Below are 20,240 nucleotides of genomic sequence, written 5' to 3'. Positions count from 1 at the left end.
CAGAAGCCGGCGGGGCCGACCGCGGCGTGAGCCATCTTCGACTGCTGCGGCTGACGTGCGCAGCAGTCCGGTCTCAGCATCAGTCACGCCAGGCGTCATCCGGGTCCGGAGCCCCACTCGAGTGACACTACGTATGGCACGGAATTGCGGCCGCTTGCCGATTCGCGGCCGAGCTCCCCGCCGGCTGGGGCGTCATCGCCGGCCCGCCAGGTTCCGCACAACATGGGTGCGGTCGATCTTCACCTGGTCGTGGTCGGGGAGAACGACCGTCTACGTCCGACACCGTGATGCCGTCGACCGGGCGGCGCCGCTGCCCGGCTGGGCCGTCGACACCGGCGTGCGACCGCTCGTCCTGGTCAGTCTCGGCACGGTCTTCCACCGCACATCGTGCGCCTACGAGGCGATCATCGAGGCGCTGGCCGAGGAGCAGGTCGTCGTTGGTGTCGCGCTCGGAGCCGATCAGGATCCAGCGCGGCTCGGTCCGCTGCCGCCGCACCTGCACGTCGAACCCGCCCTGAGGCTCACTCGCCTGCTCGACCGTTGCGTGCTGCTCGTCACCCATGGTGGCTTCAACAGTGTGAAGGAGGCGATGAGCCGGGGCGTACCGATGGTGATCATGCTGCTCACGTCCGACCAGCACCTCAGCCCGAACGATGCGCCGCGCTCGGGTCGCGGAGACCGTCGCCCCGGACCAGCGGCACGCCGACCGCGTCGGCAAGGCGGTGCGGGCTGTCCTGTGGGGATTCCGGTCTTCGCCCGCGCCGCACGACGGCTGGCCACTGAGATGGCCGCCGCAGCCACCGTTAGAGGAGGCGGCCCGGCGCTCGAGAGCTGATCTGATCGTCTGCCCGAACGGGACGTCGTTTCCGTGCGGTGCCGCGGAGCGCTTTCAAGGTGGGCGCCAGCAATGGCAGCGAAGGACCCAATCTCGAGCAGGACGCGAAGGAAGCAACGGGGGCTCCACGAGCGGCTGCGGGAGAGCTGTGCCCTTGCTCGGGCCCTTCGCGAACACGCCAGTCTGACGACAGCCTTTCCTTGTCAGGTCGGCAACCGTCATCGGCAGGTGCGTGAACTACGTATGGTCCTGATCCCCGGGATCGACCAACGTCATGGCCTCGCCACTATGCAGGGATGAGCGTTGGGAGATCATGAGCCGGGGCACCTGCGCGTGATGACTCCCGGCGCTCGGCCACCACCTGAGAGTGTTGGAACGTATTGAGTGAAGAACCAGCCCGACCGGGGCGACCGCCGTCGCACGGTCGGACTCTCCGGCGATGAGTGGAGCGCCCGATGTCGATGATCGTGATGACCATGCCGATCCCGCCTGAGAAGTACGAGGAGTGGCGCGACGGGATGAGCAAGTTCAGTGGAGCGCGCCGAGACGAATACAACGCGGCGAGGACGCGGCAGGGCGTGACCAGGCAAGGTGTGTTCGTCGACCACACCCCGCAAGGACCAGTGGAGATCATGGTGTTGGAGGCGGACGACCCGGAGCGGGCACTCCAACTCATCACCACCTCCGAGGAACCGTTCGACGTGGAGTTCCGAGAGTTCTTGATGAACATCTTCGGCCTGGACCTGTCCAAGCCGCCTCCTGGTCCGCCTCCCGAGAAGGTCCTCGACTGGAGCGCACCCGTGGCGGCCCAAAGCCGATAATCGGCGAAGCCGTGCGTGCCTCGAGCTCGCACCTGAGGACGAGGCAAGAAGTTCGTCACTCCGTAGGTCTTGACCAGTGAGCGGTCGACCGAGGCCGAGGACCGGGCCGTCCCGGCCAGCGAGGCCTCGGCGGTCGAACTGCATGCTGCCGAGACCGAGACCTCAGTGACCCGCGACGCAATCAACGGAGTGCGGTCGGGTGTCGTGGGTACTTTCCCAAGATGTCTGAGCGCACTGCGCACCTGCTGACCCCGACCGGGGTCCGCACGCTCTTCTTCGAGACCGTCCCCACCGGGGACGGCACCTTCCAGCTGGCCGCCTCCGAGCCGTTCTCGATGGCGCAGGGCGATGTTCTGAACTTCGGCGAAGTCGGGCTGAGTCTCGGCGACTACCTCAACTTCCGCACCTTGGGCACCTTCACCGACGAGTAGGCGGACCTCACCCGGGCCGGAGCCTGCCGGGGCGCACCCCGGCGGGGGCCAGAGTGGCTCGGACCCCCGGACGGGTCGCAACCGCACCAGCCCGGCCGATGAAGCGCGTGTGGTGGCCGCGGTGAGCTCAGGTCTCGGGCCGGCGCATCGCCGCAGCGACCGGGTGCCCGAGCGCATGGCGTCGAGGAACCCTGGCCCGCCGCACGTGCCCGCCCTGCCGACTGCGACCCGATCACCGGCACCCGGAGCCGGGCGAGCCGTCACAGGTGTGGGCCAAGTCGACCGGTAGGCACGTCCGAGAACGCCTCATACGACCAGCGCGTCACACGGGCCCGATCCTGTGAAGTCGTCCGCGCCGGAGCGCAAGTCGTCGCCGACAGCGTCGATGGCTCGTTGCGAGCGGCCCCGCATGAACTGCCCCGGCGTGTCCGAAGAGCTCCGGACCCGCCGGGGCGGTTCTTCGTGCAAGTAGGCAGCGTCCTCGGGCTCGAGGTGCCCGCGGACGCGGGTCAGCGGATGCCCTCGGTGATGATCGCCGTGAAGCGGGCGGCGTCGTCCGGGTCGCCGTCGATGGCGATGCCCGACCCGACGGGGCGGCGCCACAGCCAGGCGTCGAGGTCCGCGGCGCTGGCACTGATGGTGAACGTCGACTCCGCGGCCGGCGCTGTCGTGTCGGCGACGCGGAACCCGGGCTGCCGGTCCTGGTGGTTGCGGCCGTCGCGCGTCGGGCCGGTGACGTCGCCGAGCTCCACGACCCAGTCGGCGCCGGTGTCCGGTGTGCGTAGGGAGCCGAGGGGACCTCGGCGGCGGAACTGCGCCCCAGCCGTTCCGCCGAAGAAGTGCCTCAGGACCTCGTCGACGCCGTCGGTGGCCAGCTGTGCGTCGACGGGCGTGGCCGCCCCGGCGGTCAGTTGGGCGTCCAGCCGGTGGATCAGGGTCTCGTGCGCGACTCGCCGGCGCACGAAACCCACCGTCCGGTCGTTCGACCACGTCCACACCGCGGTGCTTGCGGGGGCGTCCTGCAGCACCCGGACGAGGCGCGCGAGCTGGTGGTCGAAGTGGTCGAGCAACTCGGGGCGGTGCGCTTCTGGGCTCGGTTGCTCCGGGGCCGGCGGGGTGGTGAGTCGGCCTTCCACGACCGTCGCCCAGAAGCCGAGGACGACACTCAGGTGGCGCAGAAGGTCATCGGCGTGCCATCCCGGGCAGCTGGGGACGGCCGCTGACGGCTCCGCGGACGTCAGGGCTGCGCGTAGGAGCGATGCCTCGCGGCGAATGTGGTCGATGTGGTCCAGCGACACGGTCTGCACCCGACCCCGATCGTGCTCGGTTCTGGGGAGGACTATGCCAGAACCGCGGCTCGTCGCCTGCCGTTCCTCCTCGAGGGACCGGCTGAGCTGACCGAGTCGGTGGCCGTCTTCCTTCAGCGGGTCGACGTCGTGCGGGGTCAGGCCGAGGGTGGTGTCCGGTCCAGCACGTAGGAGCCCGGCGCCGGCTCCAGCGGTGGGTGGTTGGCGTTGCTGCCCGTGGCGGGGGCCGGGCGTTCGTCGCCCGACCTCTCCACGAGCCAGTCGGCCCAGGCCTCCCACCAGGTCCCCTGGCGCCTCTCCGCGGTGGCGCGCCAGTGCTCGGGGCCGTGCGAGGGGTCCCCGCCGATGAAGTAGCTGGCCTTCGGGTTGCCGGGCGGGTTGACGAGGCTGGCGATGTGGCCCGCGTTGCTCAGGACGTAGGTGCTCGGACCGCTCACCAGCTCGGTCGTCCGGTAGCACCCGGTCCAGGGGGTGAGGTGGTCGTTGAGCGCTCCGGTGACGAACACCGGCACGGTGATCTTGCCGAGATCGATCGGCGTTCCCAGCACCTCGAGGTGTCCCTCGGCGAGGGTGTTGGACCGGAAGATGCCGAGGAACTCCGAGTGCAGTGCTGCGGGCAGGTTGGTCCCGTCGGCGTTCCAGGCCAGGATGTCGAAGACCGGGGGACGTTCGCCCATCAGCCAGTTGTTGACCACGTAGTTGAAGATGAGGTCGTCGGGGCGCATCCAGCTGAACACCGTGCCCAACGACCGGGCGGTGATCACTCCGCGGCGCTGCGAGTCCGCCCGGGCCATCTCCAACGCCCGCGGGGCGGAGAAGGCGCCGAGCGGCGCCCGGACGCCGAAGTCCAGCAATGTGACGCCGTACGACGCGGAGTGGATGGTGTGCTCGCCCTGAGCGGCGAGGTGGCCCAGGACGACCGACTGGAGGATGCCCCCGGCGCAGAAGCCGAGGGTGTTGACGTCCTCGACGCCCGCCACGTCCTTGATGACCTCGCAGGCGCTGAGGATCCGCCGGGCGTAGGTGTCGATGTTCCAGTCCGCCTGTTCGGCGGTGGGGTTGCGCCAGCTGAGCATGAAGACGCGAAGCCCGCGGCTCGTCGCGTACTCCACGAAGCTGCGTCCCGGCCGTAGGTCCAGGAAGTAGTACCGGCCGATGGGCGGCGGGACGACCAGCAAGGGCCGTTCCCGGACGGTCGGGGTGCTCGGCCGGTACTCGATGAGCTCGGCCACCTCGTCCCGGTGGATGACGTCGCCCGGGGTGAGGGCCAGGTCCTCGCCCACCGTGAAGGCACTGCGATCGACCTGCGAAGGCAGCCCGCCGTTGTGCCGGACGTCGTGCGCGAACTGGCGGGCCCCGCGCACGAGGCTGGCCCCCGCGGTGTCGAAGGCACGCTTCAGCGCCGCGGGGTTCATCGGCAGCTGGTTGGTCGGCGACAGCGCGCTGGTCAGCGCGGACACGGCGAACCGGGCCCGCTCGACGTCGTGCCAGTCCGCGGAGCCCTTCTCGTACTCGTCGACCAGGCGGCCCAGCTCGGCCCCCAGGGCGAGGTAGCCCTGACCCAGCCGCCGGAAGATCGGGTTCATCGACCAGGCCGGATCGACGAAGCGCTTGTCCTTCGGGTGGGGCGTGTGCTCGTCGGTCCCGCGGGCGATCGAGACCAGGTCCCGGACGAGCCGTCCGGCACCCCGGCTGACGGGCCCGGGCTGCGCGAACGCCGAGGTGATTCCCTTCAGGACCCCGACGACCGACGGGATGCCGACCGCCTCGCCCCCCTCGACCACGCCGAGCGCCTCGGCCTCGTCGACGGGGACGGGCTCGGCCACCGGTCCGGGCCGCGCTGACCGGGTGGTCCGCTCCTGGTCGGCGCGGCCAGGCACTGCCTTGGTCATCGAGCGGCTCCCATCCTCGCGTGGTGAGGCGACTTTCGAGCTAGGACGCTGTGCGGGCGGCCGAGCGGGCCGCGACGAAGTCCCGGATCACCGGGTAGATCTCTTCGTTCCAACGGGAGCCCGCGAACACCCCGTAGTGCCCGACGCCCGGCTGCAGGTGGTGGTGGTGATCCCTCGTGGGGAGCCCGGTGCACAGCCCATGGGCGGCCTCGGTCTGCCCGGGCGAGCACAGATCGTCCTCAGCTCCCTCGACGGTGAGCAGGGCGGTCCTCCTGATGAGGGAGAGATCGACCTGCTGCCCGCGCCAGACGAACTCGCCGCGGGGGAGGGCGTGCTCCATGAAGACGTGCTGCAGGGTCTCGAGGTAGAACTCGGCCGGTACGTCCATGACCGCGCCGTACTCGTCGTAGAAGCCGCGGATCCGCTCGGCGGTCGCGCCGTCGCCCGCGACCAGCGCGCGGTAGAGCTGGACGTGCGAGCTCAGGTGCCGCCGCGTGTTCATCGACATGAACGCGGTCAGCTGCGCCAGCCCCGGGTACACGCGCCGCCCGGCACCGGCGTACCGGCGGGGCACCCGCGAGACGAGGAACCGCTCGTAGAACGACAGCGGACGCCGCTCGGCGAGCTCGTTGATCTTGTTGGGGTTCACCCGGGTGTCGATGGGGCCCGCCATGAGCGTGAGGCTGCGCGGCTGGGCGGGATCCTCCGCCCGTGCGAGTACGGCGACGGCCGCGAGCACCAGCGGGGCCGGCTGACACACGGCCAGTGCGTGGTGGCCCGGGCCGAGGTGGCGCATCGCGGCCAGCACGTGGTCGATGTACTCGTCGAGCCCGAAGCGGCCCTCGTCGACCGGGATGTCCCGGGCGTTGTGCCAGTCCAGCACGTAGACGTCGTGATCGGCCAGCAGCGTGCGGACCGTGGGCCGCAGCAACGTGGCGAAGTGCCCGGAGATCGGCCCCACCAGCAGCATCGGCGTCCTCCCGGTCGCCCCTGGCGTGGCGAAATGCAGCAAGGTGGCGAAGGGCGTGGCCAGCACGGGCCGGACATCGACCTCGACGGGCTCGCCCGCGACCGTGACCGACTCGATGCCCCAGTCCGGACGGACGTGGGTGGGGCGGCTGCCCGCGACGATCTCGCTGACGGCCCTCAGCCTGCGGGTTCCGGCAAGCCCCGCGACCGGCGCGGGCAGGCCCGACAGGGAGCGGTGCAGCAGCTCGGACGACATCCGCGCCGGCTCGGTCAACCGCCGATGCCATTCGTATACGGGGTAGAGCATCCGCCCGAGCTCCGTTCGCTATGCGACCTGCATCACAGAGAAGGTAACTCAGCGTCGTGGCATCGACCACCGCTGTGGCGACAGATCGATCATCTCCGGCGCTCAAGGCCGTCCGGGCTGCAGATCCTCGGCGAGCGCTTCGCCGGCCCGGACGGAACCGACCACGCGGGGTTGGGCGTGCTCGACGTGACGACGACCCGGCGGGTCCGGCGAGCGGTGGGAGAGGTCCTGACCGCGGCGCCGCGCGCGCAGACGCCGCTCTTGCTCACCCCGTACCCATTCCTCCCGGCCGTCGCGGTGATCGTCGTCCTCTCCCTCTTGCCGCTGGTCCGTGAGCTGTACAAGGAGCGCGGCACGACGCGACCGCTGACGACGATCACGGCAGCCGGCGATTCCTTCCTGCGGTGGCGGAGGTCTGCATGGTCGACAGTGCGTTCCGCCGGAGAGGCCGGCGGGACGAGGTGAGCCCAGGAGAGGGAGCCGATCGCCATGAGCATTCCCGCCACCATGCGCGCGCTGCAGCAGACCTCGTCGAAGGGTCCGCAGGACACCAGTCTGATCACCAACGCGCCGGTGCCGCGCCCCGGCCGGGGCGAGGTGCTGATCCGGGTCGCCGCTGCCGGCGTCAACTTCGCCGACATCTCGAGGGCCCACGGCACGTTCCCGGGCGGCCCGCGGCCCCCGTATCTCGCGGGCTTCGAGGGCGCCGGCGAGGTCGTGGCGATGGGCGAGGAGGTGACCGGCCCACGGCCGGGGACCCGCGTGGTCGGCGTGGGATACGGGGCCTTCGCCGAGTACATGGTCCTGCCCGCAACCGCGGCGACGCCGGTGCCGGCCGGTTGGACGGCCGAACAGGCGCTGGGCCTGGTCGTGAACTGGCCGACCGCACTCGCCGCGCTCAAGCCCGTGGGCCGCCTCGCCGCCGGGGAGACCGTGCTGGTCCACGCCGCGGCGGGCGCGACCGGCCAGGCCGCGGTGACCATGGCCAGGCACTACGGCGCGACGGTCGTCGCCACCGCTTCGCCGAGCAAGCACGGGACGGTGCTCGGGCTGGGCGCCGACCACGTACTGGACTCCCTCGACGGCGACCTCGCCGCCGAGGTGCTGCGGCTGACCGGTGGTGCCGGTGCCGACCTGGTGCTGGAGTCGGCGGGCGGTGCCACGTTCGAGGCCAGCCTCGCCGCGGCGAAGCCGGTCACAGGCCGGGTCGTCGTCTACGGCGTGGCAGGCGGCCAAGCCTCGATCACCAACCGGGACCTGGTGTACAGACACCAGGTTCATGTCATCGGCCTCAACATCGGCGTGCTGATGCAGGCCGCGCCCAGGATCTTCGGCGAGATCGTGGATGAGCTGTCGACCCTCGTCGCCGCCGGTGTCCTCACCCCCGCTCACCCCACCGCCTACGACCTGGTCGACGGCCCGAGGGCCCTCGCCGAACTGGAATCCCGGGCGACCACCGGCAAACTGGCCCTGCTGCCCGGAGGCCCGTCCACCGCGTGAATGCGCGTTGAGCTGGGATTCGATTCCTGTGGAACGGCGTCCCGGTCGTCATGGACGACGGCTCCGACGAGCGGGGCCGGTCCGGACGAGGGGCAGCGGCGCATGAGGAGCACACACCCGGCGGCGGAGGTTTCCCCTGTGGTCGACGGTCCGGGCGGCGGATCGCGAGCGGACGCCGCGGGACCACCGCCCGCCGGGGGAGGACCGCGAATCGATCGCGGGCCCGACCACCGGGGCGCGGCCTACGCTCGCGGGATGACGGCGCACATGCGGGAGGCGGCGGACCAGGAACGGTTCGTCGCCGAGACCGAGCGGTTCCGCCGGGAGCTGTCGGCGCACTGTTACCGCATGGTCGGCTCGGCACACCAGGCCGAGGACCTCGTGCAGGAGACGTATCTTCGGGCCTGGCGTTCCTACGCCGGCTTCGAGGGCCGTGCGTCGATCCGGTCCTGGCTCTACAGGATCGCCACCAACGTCTGCCTGACCGCCCTGGAGCCGCGCCGGATGCGGGTGCTGCCGACGGGCCTGACAGCTTCCTACGACGGACCCGACCGCCCGCCGACTCACGTTCCGCCGGGCGAGGTCTCGTGGCTGGAACCGTTGCCGGACCACCGGGTCGCCCCGGCCGCCGATGACCCGGCCGCGACGGTGGTCGCGCGCGAGTCGCTCCGGCTGGCTCTCATCGCGAGCTTGCAGCACCTGCCGGCCCGCCAGCGTGCGATCCTCATCCTGCGCGAGGTCCTGGCGTTCTCCGCGGCCGAGACCGCGCAGATCCTCGGCACCACCACGGCGGCGGTCAAGAGCGGACTGCAGCGCGCCCGCGCCCGGCTGGACGAACTGGACCCGGAGCCCGGGGACGTGCTCGAACCGACCGACCCGCGGGCACGTGCGCTGCTCGACGGCTACATCGCCGCCTTCGAACGCTCCGACGCCGGCCTGCTGCAACAGGTGCTGCGCGCCGACGCCACGCTGGAGGCCACCCCGTTCCGCGAGTGGTACGCCGGCCGGATGAACTGCATCCACATGCTCGACAGCTACGTGCTGGGCGCGCCGGGCGACTGGCGCATGATCGCCACGATGGCCAACGACCAGCCCGCCGCCGTCGTGTACCACCGGCACGCCGACGGCGCACTCCGGGCACACGGCATCGTGGTGCTGACTGCCACCGCCACCGGCGTTTCACGCGTGACCGAGTTCCACGAACCCGCGCTGGTCACGATGTTCGGCCTCCCGGATCTGCTCGCGGGCTCGTCCTGACGGACGGCAGTGCCGCCTGTGCTCTCCCGCTGTCATCGTCGCCGCGTCGAGATCCGGAGTCGCCGCCTGCGGTGTCGGGTTCGTCGCGCTGCGGGTGCTGCCGACCAGTCGCCGTCGTCTGCCGTAGCGAGAATGCTCGGCCTCGACGGGGTCTCCTCCTGCAGTTCGACTCGAGCGAGGCAGGCCTGTCAGAAGGGGCCGGATGTCGTTCGCGCCGACAACTGTCTCGATATCCCCAGAAGTGGTGCGACTCGAGCAGCGAAGTCGTACAGCAGTGCCTCGTCGTCGTCGGTGAACGCCATGTCGACCGAGAACCGGATCAGTGAAGCCCCGCCGACCAGCCGTCCCTCGTGCTCCAGAGGCACACCGAGCATCGCGGTGAGCGGATAACGCAGCAGGAACTCCAGCTGCTCCGGTGAGGCCCCCGGAAGAAGTTGATCTCGGTCGATGCGGAGACGGACGGCTCGGCGAGAGTCGACGACGGGGCGCCAGATTCCGCTGCGCGGCCGAGTGCCGTGCGGTCCATGACCGATGCGATCTTCGAACGCAGGTGAGGATCGGGGTGGTGGGCTGCCACGGGAAGGAGCAGCGAGTCGTCCTCGGACAGCATCCGCACGGAGGCGGCCGTGGCGGACGCTACGGCCAGTGTTTCCGTCGTCGAGCTCAGCAGGGTGCGCAGCGTACTGTCGACCTGGTTGTCGACCCGGGTGCGCAGCCAGGCCCTGGTTGCGGCCGGTTCACCCACGCGTCCCCGCATTCCGCGCCCGAGCCGTGTCGACGCGCGCTTCCAGGCCGTCGCGCAGGACTCCGGTTGCCCGATCCCGGTCCGCGCGCGAACCCGACGTCTGATTCACAGACGATACAAGTCCCGACCTGGGCCAGGGCTGTGTCTCGTTGTCTCAGCCCGGACATGCGCCGCCGTCGCAGACTTCGCGGCAGCTGCGACCGAGGGGAAGCCGCCGGCGGTCGAGACGCCCTTTCCTCTGTGTGCCAGCCGGTCGCCGCGCTCCCAGACCACCGTCTCGTTGCCCTACGCGTCTGTCCTGCTGCTGCCCGCTCTGCACTTTCTTCTTTCGGGGGTCACCTACCGCCCGGCCCACCCATGAAGAGCCCGGCTAGCGCGTCAGTAGGACTGAGGTACATCTCAGGCTGGTATTCCTGGAGCAGAGCAAAGCCATGGTGAGGGACGGTTCCTCGGGGCGCAGATCACGCACAGCTCGCTGCCGACGGCGACGGCCTCGTGGACGAGCTCTTGATACGAGGCTTCGACAGGTTCGTCGCCCTGTGCATGCGTACCTGCGGCCAGGTTGACGACCACCGGCTGTCGTGATCTGCGGTCCAGCAATTCGTCGATCTCGTCGCGAAGGGCCTGGGTGGATTCGCGGCCAGGTTCTCCTCGCAGGATGACGATCCAGGCGTCGGCCCGGGATTGTGTGAGCACAAGCCGTTCGTACCCGGTGGCCATATTCCAGACCATGCGCCTTGGCTGCTGCAGCCCGGAAGCGGCCACCACATGATTTGGCCGAGATTTAACCTTGAGCGCCTCAGAGTCGCATGTCATCCGTGGAGGCAGTACGACCGCATTCGAAGTTTCCCAGATTTGCGCATCCGGTGCCGCGCGCCGCTGCCGTCGATTGTTCACACCGATGCGGCCTCGACGAGATCCGTCAATGCAGAGGAGTCCGGGCTCGCGCCTCAGCTGTCGGCTGGTCGCGCCGGCCGTACGTGCCGACGTCAGCTCGCTGTGGTGATATCGGCGCGCCAGCGGGCCAGGAGCCGGGCGATCGGATCGGGGTGGTGCTCGTCTACACGCTCGGCTCGAACGGCCTCGATCAACTGGTCGTCGGCGAGCAGCTGATCGCACGGCACGTCAGCCGGCACTGCCCAGCGGGCCGACCGGTCGATGTGAGGACGCCGCGGTGCCCTCGTCGTGTCCTCGCCCGTGCGAGGCATCAGGCGATCGTGCCGAAGCGACCGGCGTGGTCTGTGGCTCCAGCAGTGGCCGATCCGGTGGCAGTGGCGCCGTCGTGGGGCTGGGGGGGTTCCCAGCCGAACAGGTCGGGCGCTGCGGGCAGGGTTATTCCGGGATGCGTCCCTGCTGGCACTCTCGGTGATCAGTGCGTAGCCGATGGGTTGCAGATCGGCGTCGAACGCCAGCTGGATCTCTGTTGTGGGCGTGCCGCTCCGTCGCCTCCACGGACGTCACCTGCTCGGATGACGCAGCGCGTGGCAGGCTTTCGAGGGCGGGCCGGTCCGATGATTGCTGTGCCGCCCATCGGCTTCCCGAGCGAAGCCGAACGTCCTTACCGGAACCGGCCTGCCGGTGGGCGGCACGGGCGCGTTGTCGTCGGCGTGCACGGGCTCATCTCAGGTCGGGACTGGTCGCCAGCGATGAGGCTCCGGCCCCGGCAGCACCCATCTTGACCGCCAGGACCTCGAAGCCTGAAGGGTCCGGACCCCTCGAGCGCCGTGTGCTCACGGTGACAGTGACACCGGTGCTGGGAGTACGGGCTTTCGGCCCTCCCGGCCTCAGACGGGCGAATCAACGTCCAAGGCTCCAGAAGCACGGTGCGACCGCCCGAGGGAGGGGTCACGCGACGGCCACGCCGCTCACTGGATTTCCTGGGTATCGGCACACCTCTTCTCGGGTCGCGAGGCCGCGCTCGAATGGCTCACGGCGGTGGGGTTCGAGGTCGTCGCGGGCGGCCCGTAGCGCGGGCTCAGCAAGAGCAACCAGTTGGGGCCGGTTCACGGAACCGGCCCTCTCCCCGTCGAACTGCTCGGCCACGACGACGCCGACAAGCCGTTGGCGGCCGGTCTGCGTCGGTGCCGGCTCGCTACGCTGCGCCGGAAGCTCGAGGCGTTCGGCTTCCTTCAGAGGCCGCGACCGAAAGGTTCCCGGACGGACAGACTCGCGGTCGTCCAGTGCCGGAGAGTCCTGCCTGGGGGTCGGAGCGGTCAGTCCGCCGGACGGTCAGCGAGGCGTCACCGGCGTGCCGAACCTGCTCCGGCGAGGGGGCGGCGATGAGGTGACGCCGGCCGGATGCCCGGTGCCGCGCTCGCGCTTCCACGGGAGGGAGTCGACCGCCACCGGACCGGGCCCGAGCGCGGCGATCAGCAGGAAGATCCAGCAGTAGAGGGCGGCTGCTTCGCCGCCGTTCTGGATCGGCAGCAGCGCCGTGCCCTGATGAACCATGAAGTAGGCGTAGCCCATCGAGCCCGAGCAGACGATGGCCGCGGTGCGCGTAGCAAGACCGAGGGCAACCGTCGTGCCGCCGACGAGCTGGATCAGGGCGGCCCACCAGCTCGGCCACTCGGCGAACGCCACGACGCCGCTCTCGCGTCCGTGTGCGCCTCCCAAGATGCCGAACAGCGACGCCGCACCGTGGCAAGCGAACAAGAACCCGGCGACGACGCGGAAAGCGGGAAGGGCCGCCCGAGCGGCGCGCTGCGTGATGGTCGGTCTCGAAGAACCACCCTCCTCTACGCCGTACCGCTTCGACGGGAAGGACGAGCTACGTCCGTCGGACATGAAGGCACCTCACCGGGGGAGCGACGTCGGGGTTCTCGTCTCGACGCCGGTGCTTCTCAACTTCGGAACAATGTGGGTCGTCCTGCGTCAGGCAGGTCGTCGTCTGGTTCCAGGCGCGGCTCCTGTGAGAGCGAAGAATTCCTGGTCGGTTGTCGTTGGCGCTGTCAGCTCACACCGACTCCCAGCGTGGCCAGGAGCACGAGCACGACGGTGGCGACCGCCACGAGTCCGTGTGCGGCCACCACGGCGACCGGGAAGTGCTGCTCGGCGGGACGGTTCGGCTCGGCAGAGCCGCCGGGTGCCGGGGCGGTGGCGCCCGTGTGCGCGGGGACCCCGGAGGCGGTGTGGGCGCGGTATCCGGGGATCCAGCGGGCGAGCATCGTGAAGCCGAGCAACGCCACCACGACCAGCAGCGCGAGCGCGACCCAGGTCAGCACCGCCCGGTCGGTGACCAGGTAGACGATCCACACCACCAGACCCGCGGCAGCCAGCAGGAAGTGCCCGAAGATCAGCGCGGGCGGGAAGCTGCTGGTCCGCGGGCTCCGCGCGCCGCCGTGTGCGATCCACCTGCCGAGCAGGACGAAGCCGCCAGCGGCTGTGACGACCCAGGCGATCAGTGCGGCTGTACTCATTGCTCGTCTCCTCGCAGTGGCGGTGGCAATCTGCTGGTGGGGAGCTGTTGGCCGAGGGCACATCTGTCGGGGTCCGGCCGGATCACGCGGGGGTCACCCAGGCTCGTAGCCCTCGGCCTGAGTGGTTTCCTCGGCGACCCGCACGCCGTACCGGTAGGCCAGCTTGCCGCCGAGATAGCCGGAAACGCCCAGCACGACCAGGCTGATCGTCGACAGCGTCAGCGGGCCGATCTCGACCGGCACCACAGGCCCGGCGCCGGCGCCTCGCCAGAAGAAGTTGCCGATGTAGGCCCCGGTGACCCCGAGGTTGAGGGTCATGTGAACCAGGCCGGTGCGAAACGCGCGGGTCCCGCCCGGGATGGCCATCAGGTCCAGGAACCCGATCATCGCCGCCGCCAGCGCGCCGACAACGCCGATCGCGATCAACCATCGTGACCCCTGCTCGAGACCCGCCGGAGTGGCCACCACGTACGACCCGATGTCGAAGACCAGGCTGGCCACCCATGCCCCGATGGGCACGGTCACGAGGATCGGGTGGAAGGGATGCCCGTAAGGGCCGGCCAGCAGCGCACTCACCGGCCGCTTTGCCCGAACCCCAGCAGTCATGACGGCTCCAGCCCCTGGCTTGATTCGCCAACGAAGTTTGGTCTTATCCGGTTCGGCAGTCAAGATGCCCTGCACTGCCCGATCGCGTGAACGATCAGGACACAAGCCTTGGTGTTACCCTCGCCCGGTGAGCGGTGATCCGGCGATCCGGGCGGTTGCCGCCCTCGAAGGTCCCCTACGGCAGGCGATGTTCTCGTTCATCCGCGCTGCGGGCGGCCCCGTCACCCGGGACGAGGCCGCCGAGGCGGTCGGGATCAGCCGGAAGCTTGCCGCCTTCCACCTGGACAAGCTCGTCGACGCCGGGGCGCTCCGTGCGGACTACCGGCCGGCCACCGGGATCCGCAAGGTCGGCCGGGCTCCCAAGGTGTACTGGCCGACAGAGGCCGACATCCGGATCAGCATCCCGCCTCGCCGACACGAGCTGCTCATCGACATTCTTCTCGACGCGGTCCTGGTCCGGAGCGACGAGGTGGACGGCGCGGCTGACGCGGACACAGATACCACTCACGACGCATACCGAGCCGCCCACCAGCGCGGGTACCAGATCGGGATCGCCGAGCGCGGCCACACACGTCCGGGGCGTCTGGGGGCAGAACGTGCGCTTACCGCCGTCGTGAACATCCTGCAGCGCCAGGGATTCGAACCCCGCCGCGAGGCGTCCGACTGCGTGCGGCTACGCAGCTGCCCGTTCCACCCCGCTGCCGCCAAGGCGCCCACACTGGTATGCGGCATCAACCAGGCCTTCCTCGCCGGCCTGATCGAGGGGTTCGGCGGCGCCGACGCGCTCGAAGCAGCGCTCGTTCCACGACCTGAGGAATGCTGCGTCGAACTCCGCAGTCCGCGTCGATCAGCGTAGGTGCGCCAGACGTCTGCTTCAGCCGCAGCGATTGCCGCCCCGTGCCGACCAGTTGACGCCTGGTGCGGTCGGATGTGATGGCGGATCCTGAAGCAGCCGCTGCTGGCCCTCCTCACGGCCGTCGCCGCTGTCGTCGCGGTCGCCCTGCGCGCGGTCGTCGCGGTCGCGGTCGTCCTGGTGCAGGTAGTGACCGTGGGCATCAGCGCCATGATCGCCGCGGGCGCGCTACTGGTCGGAGGATCAGACAACGGCACGAGGTCGGGGCATCCCAGGTCACTCTGGCCGACGTGAGTCGCCCTGCGCCGCCGGTCCGGCAGACATCTCGGTGGTGGGTTCGACGACCGCGGCGGCTCCGGGGAGGTCGGCGTCGCCGGCGGGTCGCTCCGGGTCCGGGCCGGGCAGCGGGACCGGGCGGGTGTGGAACAGCACCGTGACGCACAGGGCGAGCCAGACCCCTCCGACGAGCCAGCCGTCGAGAACGTCGGTGAGCCAGTGCACGCCGAGTTAGAGCCGGGACAGTCCGACCGCGACGATCAGGACCGCCGCAAGTACGACCTCCGCTGTTCGGGCCACGGTGCCGCGCAGGACGAGCACCGCCACGGCGGCGACGATCCCGAGCACCACGGTCGAGCCCAGGGCGTGTCCGGACGGTAGGGAGTAGTTGGTCTCGACCACCAGCCGGGTCGCCTCCGGGGGCCGCGGTCGGTCGTAGATGTTCTTGAGCGTCTCCACGAGGAGGCCGGCGCCGGCCGTCGCCACGGCCACGACGCCGGCCTCCCAGCGGCGGCGGCGGAACCACAGCACGAGCACGACGACGGCGGCGAGGACGGCCATGGCCGCCGTCCCGCCGACCAGGCTGACCGCCATCGCGGCTGCGGTGGCGAAGGGTGCGCGGTGGTCGACCAGCCACTGCAGCGCGGGGATGTCCGCGACAGAGATGCCGTCCGGGTCGGCGACGGCGTCGACGACGCCGGCCTGGAGCGCGAACAGCCCGGCGGCGGTCCCGGTACCGGTCAGCGTGACCGTCGACAGTCGCCTCACTCGCGGCACCTGTCGGAAGGCCGACAACCCAGCGGCGACCAGCCACACCATCAACAGCGCCGCGGCCAGCCACTGTTCGGCGTCGGCGAATCCCATCCCTGCTCCACTCGTTCTGACGCCCGACCGGGGCGGCGTCTCGACGATAGGGATCGCACTCCCTGCGGGGACCCAACGGAGGGTTAGCGCAGGGCAAGGCATCGCGGACGGACGCGCTATGGAGGGGCGGCGCCAGGGGGCCGGTTCGGCGACTCGAAGGAGGACGGTGAAGGTGGTGGGTCGGGTGCGGGTGAGGGTGAGCCGCCCGCCCTCGGCCTTTGCCAGGCTGCGGGCCAGGGCGAGCCCGATGCCGTGACCGTCGGCGCTCGTAGCAATCGTCCAGTTACTCGTCCCAGCGTGGTTGTGCTGGGCACGCCGCGCTCGTCCGTGTTGCGCTCCTGGCGATCCCGGGCTGTGGGAAGGCCCGAACTCCGGCCTCACCCGAGCGGTGAGGGGGGTCCCGCTCGGGTGAGGCACTCGGACAGCGGCGGAGCATGGCGCTGCCCGCCAGCGCGGCGCGCCCGCTGACCGCTGCCCCAGGAATCTAGAACCTCCAGTCGGGTGGAGGGTCAAGCGCTGCCGGCGCTACGGTCGCTCGGTGCGTATCGGGCAGCTCGCCGCGCGGACCGGAGTGCGCGTACGGACGATCCGCTTCTACGAGCAGGCAGGACTGCTCCCCGCCCCGGAGCGCACGCCCGGCGGCTTCCGGGAGTACGACGAAGAGGCGGTGACCCGCTTGCGCTTCACGCGATCGGCACAGTCGCTCGGCCTGTCCCTGGCCCAGATCGCCGAGGTGCTCCGGGTCCGCGACCAGGAAGGGCCGCCCTGCGAGCACGTGACCGAACTGATCGAGAACCACATCGAGACCGTGGAGGCGAAGATCAGAGACCTGACCACTCTGCGCGACGACCTGCGCGCCCGCGTCCCGCGGGGAGCGCGACCGGATCCGGGTCGCTGCAGAGGCGGGCAGGTCTGCTACCTCATCGAGGATCCGTCCGAGGTCCACGCGGAGTAGACGTCGTTCACGGGAGGCTCCGCCGCGCATCCCCGGGCTGCTCCTGGTGACCAAGAGCGCGAATGCCGACGGCTGCAGGTGGGCGCGATCTGAGCTCACGGGACCATGTCGCGATGACCGCCACCCATGCCACCGTCGCGACGTTCGCGTTGGACCTCTCCCGCGAGGAGGAGAACGGCCGGGCGCTCCGGGAGCTCATCATTCCCGGTGCCCGGCGACATGCCGGATTCGAGTCGGGCAGCTGGCTGCTGGACCGGGACGCTCGGCAGAGCATCGCCGTCGTGACCTTCAGTTCCCGGGAGGCGGCCGAGTCGTTCCGCGTCGACGTCGAAGGCAATGAGGAGGGTCGCTCGACCCGGGGCATCGCGTTGATCGACATCCGGGTTCTAGAGGTCACGGCGACAGCGGCCCCGTAGGCGGCCCCGGGCGCGGCCGCGCAGCGATCGCGACGGCCCCTCACCGGGGCGGGCGAACGGGACGTCACCACGACCTGGCGACGGTCAGATGACGAGCGCCGAGGACCTCGTGGACGTAGGTGGCTGGGCGGTGGTGACCACGCCGGTGGCCTTGCCGGCCGCCTTGGCCGATCGGCGACACTCGTCGGGAGCCGGGCTCAGTACTCCTTCTTGATGGTGAAGTACGAACCGCGGATGGTCCCGGCCAGCTTCGACTTCTGGCGGGCGAACTTGAAGCGGGAGGCGAGCTCCTCGGGGATCTCCATCCCGTCGGACAGCTTGAAACCGACCGCCCGCTTGCCGGTGTCGTCGAGGGTGTACATGACGTTGATCGACAGGCCGCTCTCGTAGAAGACGTAGGCCATCCGGATGTTCTCGACCTGGAACGCCGTTGCCTCGAGCGGCGGGGACGAGATGACGATGTCGCGTTCCTCCCGCAGGATCCGGTGCACCCACTCGATGGTCTCCTGGGCGTCGGCCGCGGGCTCCACCGTGAAGTCGTGGTCGTACTTGTTCTTGAAGTAGCGGGCCTCGTTCGCCCGCAAGCCCGCGAGCGCCGACGCCACCGGCGACGACTCCACTCCGGTGGTCGACACGGTCTGGAAGTCCACGGCGTAGGTCATGACACGAAGTCCCCTCGGTCGGCCGGATGATTCTCGAGCCCGTCGCTGGGCATCCTGCCCGTGAAGTGCCTGTCCTCAAAGATCCGTAGCTGCGGCAGACCGCGAACCACCGTGGCGTCAGGTCCCGGCAGTGCCGCCTGCTGGACGCCGCCTCTGTGCCAACGGGCCCGCAGCCGCGCCTGAAACCCTCGCCGAGGAAGTCACCCGGGCTGCTCCTCGTGCCGGGCTCGGGCGGCTTCGGTGGCCTCGGCCGAGATGGCCTCTGCGGCTCGGGAGGTGGGAGGCGGTTCTTCCCCTCCCGTCGGCGGGTAGCCCTGGCTGCGGTTGGGGGTTGGACGACGGGATCCGACGAGGGCTGGAGAGTCGATGGGCGAGATGCGCGTCGCGAGCGCCGAGCTGCGCCGCAAGGTGGTTCCGGCCGACGCGGCGGCGGCGTTGATCCCCGCGGGAGCGAACGTGGGGATGAGCGGCTTCACCGGGGCCGGCTACCCGAAGGCGGTTCCCCTGGCTTTGGCCCGGAGGATCTCCGAAGCCACGGCCGCCGGCACCCCGTACCGCGTGAGCGTGTGGACCGGTGCGTCCACCGCTCCGGAGCTGGACGGTGCCCTCGCCGAGGCCGACGGCATCGAGCTACGACTGCCCTACCAGTCCGACCCGGTGAGCCGCCGGAAGATCAACGCCGGGCTGATGGAGTACATCGACGTGCACCTGTCCCACGTCGCGCAGCTCGTGTGGGAGGGCTTCCTCGGCCACCTCGACGTGGCGCTCGTCGAGGTCAGCGGTATCACCGAGGACGGGCGGCTCGTGCCGTCCTCCTCCGTCGGGAACAACAAGACCTGGATCGACCAGGCCGAGCGCGTGATCGTCGAGGTCAACTCCTGGCAGAGCACCGAGCTGGAGGGCCTCCACGACATCTACTACGGCACCGCCCTGCCGCCCCACCGCGTCCCCATCCCGCTCGCCCGTCCTGGCGACCGCATCGGCACCCCCTACCTGATGTGCCCACCCGAGAAGATCGTGGCCGTCGTCGAGACCGACCGGCCGGACCGCAACACCCCGTTCACCGAGCCCGACGACGCCTCGCGACGGATTGCGGGGCACCTGCTGGAGTTCCTCGAGCACGAGGTGGCCCGTGGACGGCTCCCCGCGAACCTGCTGCCACTGCAGTCCGGTGTCGGCAACGTGGCCAACGCCGTGTTGAACGGGCTGGGCGCGGGCCCGTTCGAGAACCTCACCGCCTACACCGAGGTGATCCAGGACGGCATGCTCGGGCTGCTCAGCTCGGGAACGCTGTCCGTCGCGTCGGCCACGGCGTTCTCGCTGAGCCCGGTCGCCGCCGAGGAGATCAACGCGAACGCAGCTGCGTACCGGGACCGGATCGTGCTGCGGCCGCAGGAGATCAGCAACCATCCCGAGGTGGTGCGCCGGCTCGGTGTCCTCGCCATGAACGGCATCATCGAGGCCGACCTCTACGGCAACATCAACAGCACGCACCTGATGGGCAGCCAGATCCAGAACGGTATCGGCGGCTCGGGCGACTTCGCCCGCAACGCCTACATCTCGTTCTTCCTGACCCCGTCGACCGCGAAGGCCGGCGCGATCTCCAGCATCGTGCCGATGGTGTCCCACGTCGACCACACCGAGCACGACGTGCATGTCCTCGTGACCGAGCAGGGCCTCGCCGACCTACGCGGCCTCGCTCCGCGACGGCGGGCGCGCCAGATCATCGACCGCTGCGCCCATCCGGACTACCGGCCCCTGCTCGAGGACTACCACCAGCGCGCTCTCGCCGGGTCTCCGGGCAAGCACACGCCGCACCTCATCGGCGAGGCGCTCGGCTGGCACGAGCGATACCTGGCGACCGGAAGCATGCGGGCCTGATCCTCACCAGCCCGGACGGGCCGGCCGGACTCCACCTGCCGACCACGTCCGACCCCGCCCGGGCGCACATCTCGGTGCTGGCGGGCACGGCTCGGGCGAGCGGCCGACCCGCCACGAGCCGACCACGGTCCGGCCGGCCGCGGCTCCGGCTCATCGCCCGCAGCGGGTGAAGTGCCGCCGCGGCGCACCGGGTCGAATGCCGGACGCGGTCCCCGCCGCGGGCGGCGGGGCGGCGCCGAAGGGC

22 protein-coding genes are annotated in these 20,240 nt (G+C 70.4%); 10 read left to right on the top strand and 12 right to left on the bottom strand.

The genetic code is table 11. From position 1 onward, the window contains the following. Positions 1–226 precede the first annotated feature (226 nt). The 3 genes from ACQP04_RS23565 to ACQP04_RS23555 all read left to right on the top strand — a co-directional run bounded on the left by ACQP04_RS23565 (position 227) and on the right by ACQP04_RS23555 (position 2,087). Entirely contained in the window at positions 227–835 is a 609-nt protein-coding gene (locus ACQP04_RS23565; protein WP_433502740.1) for a glycosyltransferase, read from the top strand. A 455-nt stretch (positions 836–1,290) separates the two neighbouring features. Next, positions 1,291–1,656, top strand: coding sequence for a hypothetical protein (locus ACQP04_RS23560; RefSeq protein WP_433502739.1), 366 nt, complete (start codon positions 1,291–1,293; stop codon positions 1,654–1,656). A gap of 221 nt (positions 1,657–1,877) precedes the next feature. Next, a complete protein-coding gene (locus tag ACQP04_RS23555) occupies positions 1,878–2,087 on the top strand; it encodes a hypothetical protein (protein WP_433502738.1) in 210 nt (69 codons plus the stop codon). A 509-nt stretch (positions 2,088–2,596) separates the two neighbouring features. Here the strand turns inward: ACQP04_RS23555 and ACQP04_RS23550 are convergent. From ACQP04_RS23550 to phaZ, 3 genes are all read right to left on the bottom strand, one after another. Then, a complete protein-coding gene (locus ACQP04_RS23550) occupies positions 2,597–3,385 on the bottom strand; it encodes a maleylpyruvate isomerase family mycothiol-dependent enzyme (protein ID WP_433508425.1) in 789 nt (262 codons plus the stop codon). Positions 3,386–3,531: 146 nt separating this feature from the next. Continuing rightward, entirely contained in the window at positions 3,532–5,286 is a 1,755-nt protein-coding gene (locus tag ACQP04_RS23545) for a PHA/PHB synthase family protein (protein WP_433502737.1), read from the bottom strand. Positions 5,287–5,326: 40 nt separating this feature from the next. Next, on the bottom strand, positions 5,327–6,562 hold the full coding sequence (gene phaZ / locus ACQP04_RS23540; protein WP_433502736.1) for a polyhydroxyalkanoate depolymerase: 1,236 nt from the start codon (positions 6,560–6,562) through the stop codon (positions 5,327–5,329). A 177-nt stretch (positions 6,563–6,739) separates the two neighbouring features. Here phaZ and ACQP04_RS23535 point away from each other — a divergent pair, with 177 nt between their 5' ends. The 3 genes from ACQP04_RS23535 (at position 6,740) to ACQP04_RS23525 (ending at position 9,319) form a co-directional block, all read left to right on the top strand. Next, positions 6,740–7,027 carry a hypothetical protein gene (locus tag ACQP04_RS23535; RefSeq protein WP_433502735.1) on the top strand — a complete coding sequence of 96 codons (288 nt, stop codon included), beginning with the start codon at positions 6,740–6,742 and terminating at the stop codon, positions 7,025–7,027. Positions 7,028–7,051: 24 nt separating this feature from the next. After that, positions 7,052–8,062: an NADPH:quinone oxidoreductase family protein gene (locus ACQP04_RS23530; protein ID WP_433502734.1), complete on the top strand. Its 1,011-nt coding sequence runs from the start codon at positions 7,052–7,054 to the stop codon at positions 8,060–8,062. Positions 8,063–8,317: 255 nt separating this feature from the next. After that, positions 8,318–9,319 carry an RNA polymerase subunit sigma-70 gene (locus ACQP04_RS23525; protein WP_433502733.1) on the top strand — a complete coding sequence of 334 codons (1,002 nt, stop codon included), beginning with the start codon at positions 8,318–8,320 and terminating at the stop codon, positions 9,317–9,319. 188 nt (positions 9,320–9,507) lie between these two features. Here ACQP04_RS23525 and ACQP04_RS23520 read toward each other — a convergent pair whose 3' ends face one another. From ACQP04_RS23520 to ACQP04_RS23495, 6 genes are all read right to left on the bottom strand, one after another. Next, positions 9,508–9,813: a GAF domain-containing protein gene (locus ACQP04_RS23520; protein ID WP_433508424.1), complete on the bottom strand. Its 306-nt coding sequence runs from the start codon at positions 9,811–9,813 to the stop codon at positions 9,508–9,510. Between the two features lie 650 nt (positions 9,814–10,463). Further along, entirely contained in the window at positions 10,464–10,784 is a 321-nt protein-coding gene (locus tag ACQP04_RS23515; protein WP_433502732.1) for a hypothetical protein, read from the bottom strand. Between the two features lie 269 nt (positions 10,785–11,053). Continuing rightward, positions 11,054–11,272, bottom strand: a complete 219-nt coding sequence (locus ACQP04_RS23510) for a hypothetical protein (protein ID WP_433502731.1) — start codon at positions 11,270–11,272, stop codon at positions 11,054–11,056. A 1,021-nt stretch (positions 11,273–12,293) separates the two neighbouring features. Further along, positions 12,294–12,851 carry a DoxX family protein gene (locus ACQP04_RS23505; protein ID WP_433502730.1) on the bottom strand — a complete coding sequence of 186 codons (558 nt, stop codon included), beginning with the start codon at positions 12,849–12,851 and terminating at the stop codon, positions 12,294–12,296. 164 nt (positions 12,852–13,015) lie between these two features. Further along, positions 13,016–13,483: a hypothetical protein gene (locus ACQP04_RS23500; protein WP_433502729.1), complete on the bottom strand. Its 468-nt coding sequence runs from the start codon at positions 13,481–13,483 to the stop codon at positions 13,016–13,018. A 93-nt stretch (positions 13,484–13,576) separates the two neighbouring features. Continuing rightward, complete coding sequence (locus ACQP04_RS23495) at positions 13,577–14,059, bottom strand: DUF2231 domain-containing protein (RefSeq protein WP_433502728.1); 483 nt, start codon at positions 14,057–14,059, stop codon at positions 13,577–13,579. A 157-nt stretch (positions 14,060–14,216) separates the two neighbouring features. Between ACQP04_RS23495 and ACQP04_RS23490 the strand changes: the two genes are divergently transcribed. After that, positions 14,217–14,945, top strand: a complete 729-nt coding sequence (locus ACQP04_RS23490) for a helix-turn-helix transcriptional regulator (protein ID WP_433502727.1) — start codon at positions 14,217–14,219, stop codon at positions 14,943–14,945. 273 nt (positions 14,946–15,218) lie between these two features. Here the strand turns inward: ACQP04_RS23490 and ACQP04_RS23485 are convergent, their stop codons facing one another. Beyond that, entirely contained in the window at positions 15,219–15,443 is a 225-nt protein-coding gene (locus ACQP04_RS23485; protein ID WP_433502726.1) for a hypothetical protein, read from the bottom strand. Between the two features lie 6 nt (positions 15,444–15,449). Continuing rightward, positions 15,450–16,082: a phosphatase PAP2 family protein gene (locus ACQP04_RS23480; RefSeq protein WP_433502725.1), complete on the bottom strand. Its 633-nt coding sequence runs from the start codon at positions 16,080–16,082 to the stop codon at positions 15,450–15,452. A 538-nt stretch (positions 16,083–16,620) separates the two neighbouring features. Here ACQP04_RS23480 and ACQP04_RS23475 point away from each other — a divergent pair. Beyond that, positions 16,621–17,037 (top strand): heavy metal-responsive transcriptional regulator, encoded by a 417-nt coding sequence (locus tag ACQP04_RS23475; RefSeq protein ID WP_433502724.1) that lies wholly within the window; start codon positions 16,621–16,623, stop codon positions 17,035–17,037. A gap of 113 nt (positions 17,038–17,150) precedes the next feature. Next, positions 17,151–17,453 (top strand): hypothetical protein, encoded by a 303-nt coding sequence (locus ACQP04_RS23470; protein WP_433502723.1) that lies wholly within the window; start codon positions 17,151–17,153, stop codon positions 17,451–17,453. Between the two features lie 197 nt (positions 17,454–17,650). Here ACQP04_RS23470 and ACQP04_RS23465 read toward each other — a convergent pair whose 3' ends face one another. After that, complete coding sequence (locus ACQP04_RS23465; RefSeq protein WP_433502722.1) at positions 17,651–18,115, bottom strand: phage tail protein; 465 nt, start codon at positions 18,113–18,115, stop codon at positions 17,651–17,653. A gap of 366 nt (positions 18,116–18,481) precedes the next feature. Between ACQP04_RS23465 and ACQP04_RS23460 the strand changes: the two genes are divergently transcribed. Then, positions 18,482–19,996: an acetyl-CoA hydrolase/transferase family protein gene (locus ACQP04_RS23460; protein ID WP_433502721.1), complete on the top strand. Its 1,515-nt coding sequence runs from the start codon at positions 18,482–18,484 to the stop codon at positions 19,994–19,996. Positions 19,997–20,240: the final 244 nt, after the last annotated feature.

Origin of the sequence: Pseudonocardia halophobica (genome assembly GCF_050948485.1) — a bacterium.
GTDB lineage: Bacteria > Actinomycetota > Actinomycetes > Mycobacteriales > Pseudonocardiaceae > Pseudonocardia > Pseudonocardia halophobica.
Note: the sequence above shows the minus strand (reverse complement) of the source record. Positions and strands in the feature narration are given on the sequence as shown.

What these genes read in the sequence shown, in the direction of transcription:
- ACQP04_RS23560 (WP_433502739.1), top strand. Translation starts at nt 1,291, where the DNA reads ATGTCGATGATCGTGATGACCATGCCGATCCCGCCTGAGAAGTACGAG.
- ACQP04_RS23555 (WP_433502738.1), top strand. Translation starts at nt 1,878, where the DNA reads ATGTCTGAGCGCACTGCGCACCTGCTGACCCCGACCGGGGTCCGCACG.
- ACQP04_RS23545 (WP_433502737.1), bottom strand. Translation starts at nt 5,286, where the DNA reads ATGACCAAGGCAGTGCCTGGCCGCGCCGACCAGGAGCGGACCACCCGG.
- phaZ (WP_433502736.1), bottom strand. Translation starts at nt 6,562, where the DNA reads ATGCTCTACCCCGTATACGAATGGCATCGGCGGTTGACCGAGCCGGCG.
- ACQP04_RS23530 (WP_433502734.1), top strand. Translation starts at nt 7,052, where the DNA reads ATGAGCATTCCCGCCACCATGCGCGCGCTGCAGCAGACCTCGTCGAAG.
- ACQP04_RS23525 (WP_433502733.1), top strand. Translation starts at nt 8,318, where the DNA reads ATGACGGCGCACATGCGGGAGGCGGCGGACCAGGAACGGTTCGTCGCC.
- ACQP04_RS23515 (WP_433502732.1), bottom strand. Translation starts at nt 10,784, where the DNA reads ATGGCCACCGGGTACGAACGGCTTGTGCTCACACAATCCCGGGCCGAC.
- ACQP04_RS23510 (WP_433502731.1), bottom strand. Translation starts at nt 11,272, where the DNA reads ATGCCTCGCACGGGCGAGGACACGACGAGGGCACCGCGGCGTCCTCAC.
- ACQP04_RS23505 (WP_433502730.1), bottom strand. Translation starts at nt 12,851, where the DNA reads ATGTCCGACGGACGTAGCTCGTCCTTCCCGTCGAAGCGGTACGGCGTA.
- ACQP04_RS23500 (WP_433502729.1), bottom strand. Translation starts at nt 13,483, where the DNA reads ATGAGTACAGCCGCACTGATCGCCTGGGTCGTCACAGCCGCTGGCGGC.
- ACQP04_RS23480 (WP_433502725.1), bottom strand. Translation starts at nt 16,082, where the DNA reads ATGGGATTCGCCGACGCCGAACAGTGGCTGGCCGCGGCGCTGTTGATG.
- ACQP04_RS23470 (WP_433502723.1), top strand. Translation starts at nt 17,151, where the DNA reads ATGACCGCCACCCATGCCACCGTCGCGACGTTCGCGTTGGACCTCTCC.
- ACQP04_RS23465 (WP_433502722.1), bottom strand. Translation starts at nt 18,115, where the DNA reads ATGACCTACGCCGTGGACTTCCAGACCGTGTCGACCACCGGAGTGGAG.
- ACQP04_RS23460 (WP_433502721.1), top strand. Translation starts at nt 18,482, where the DNA reads ATGGGCGAGATGCGCGTCGCGAGCGCCGAGCTGCGCCGCAAGGTGGTT.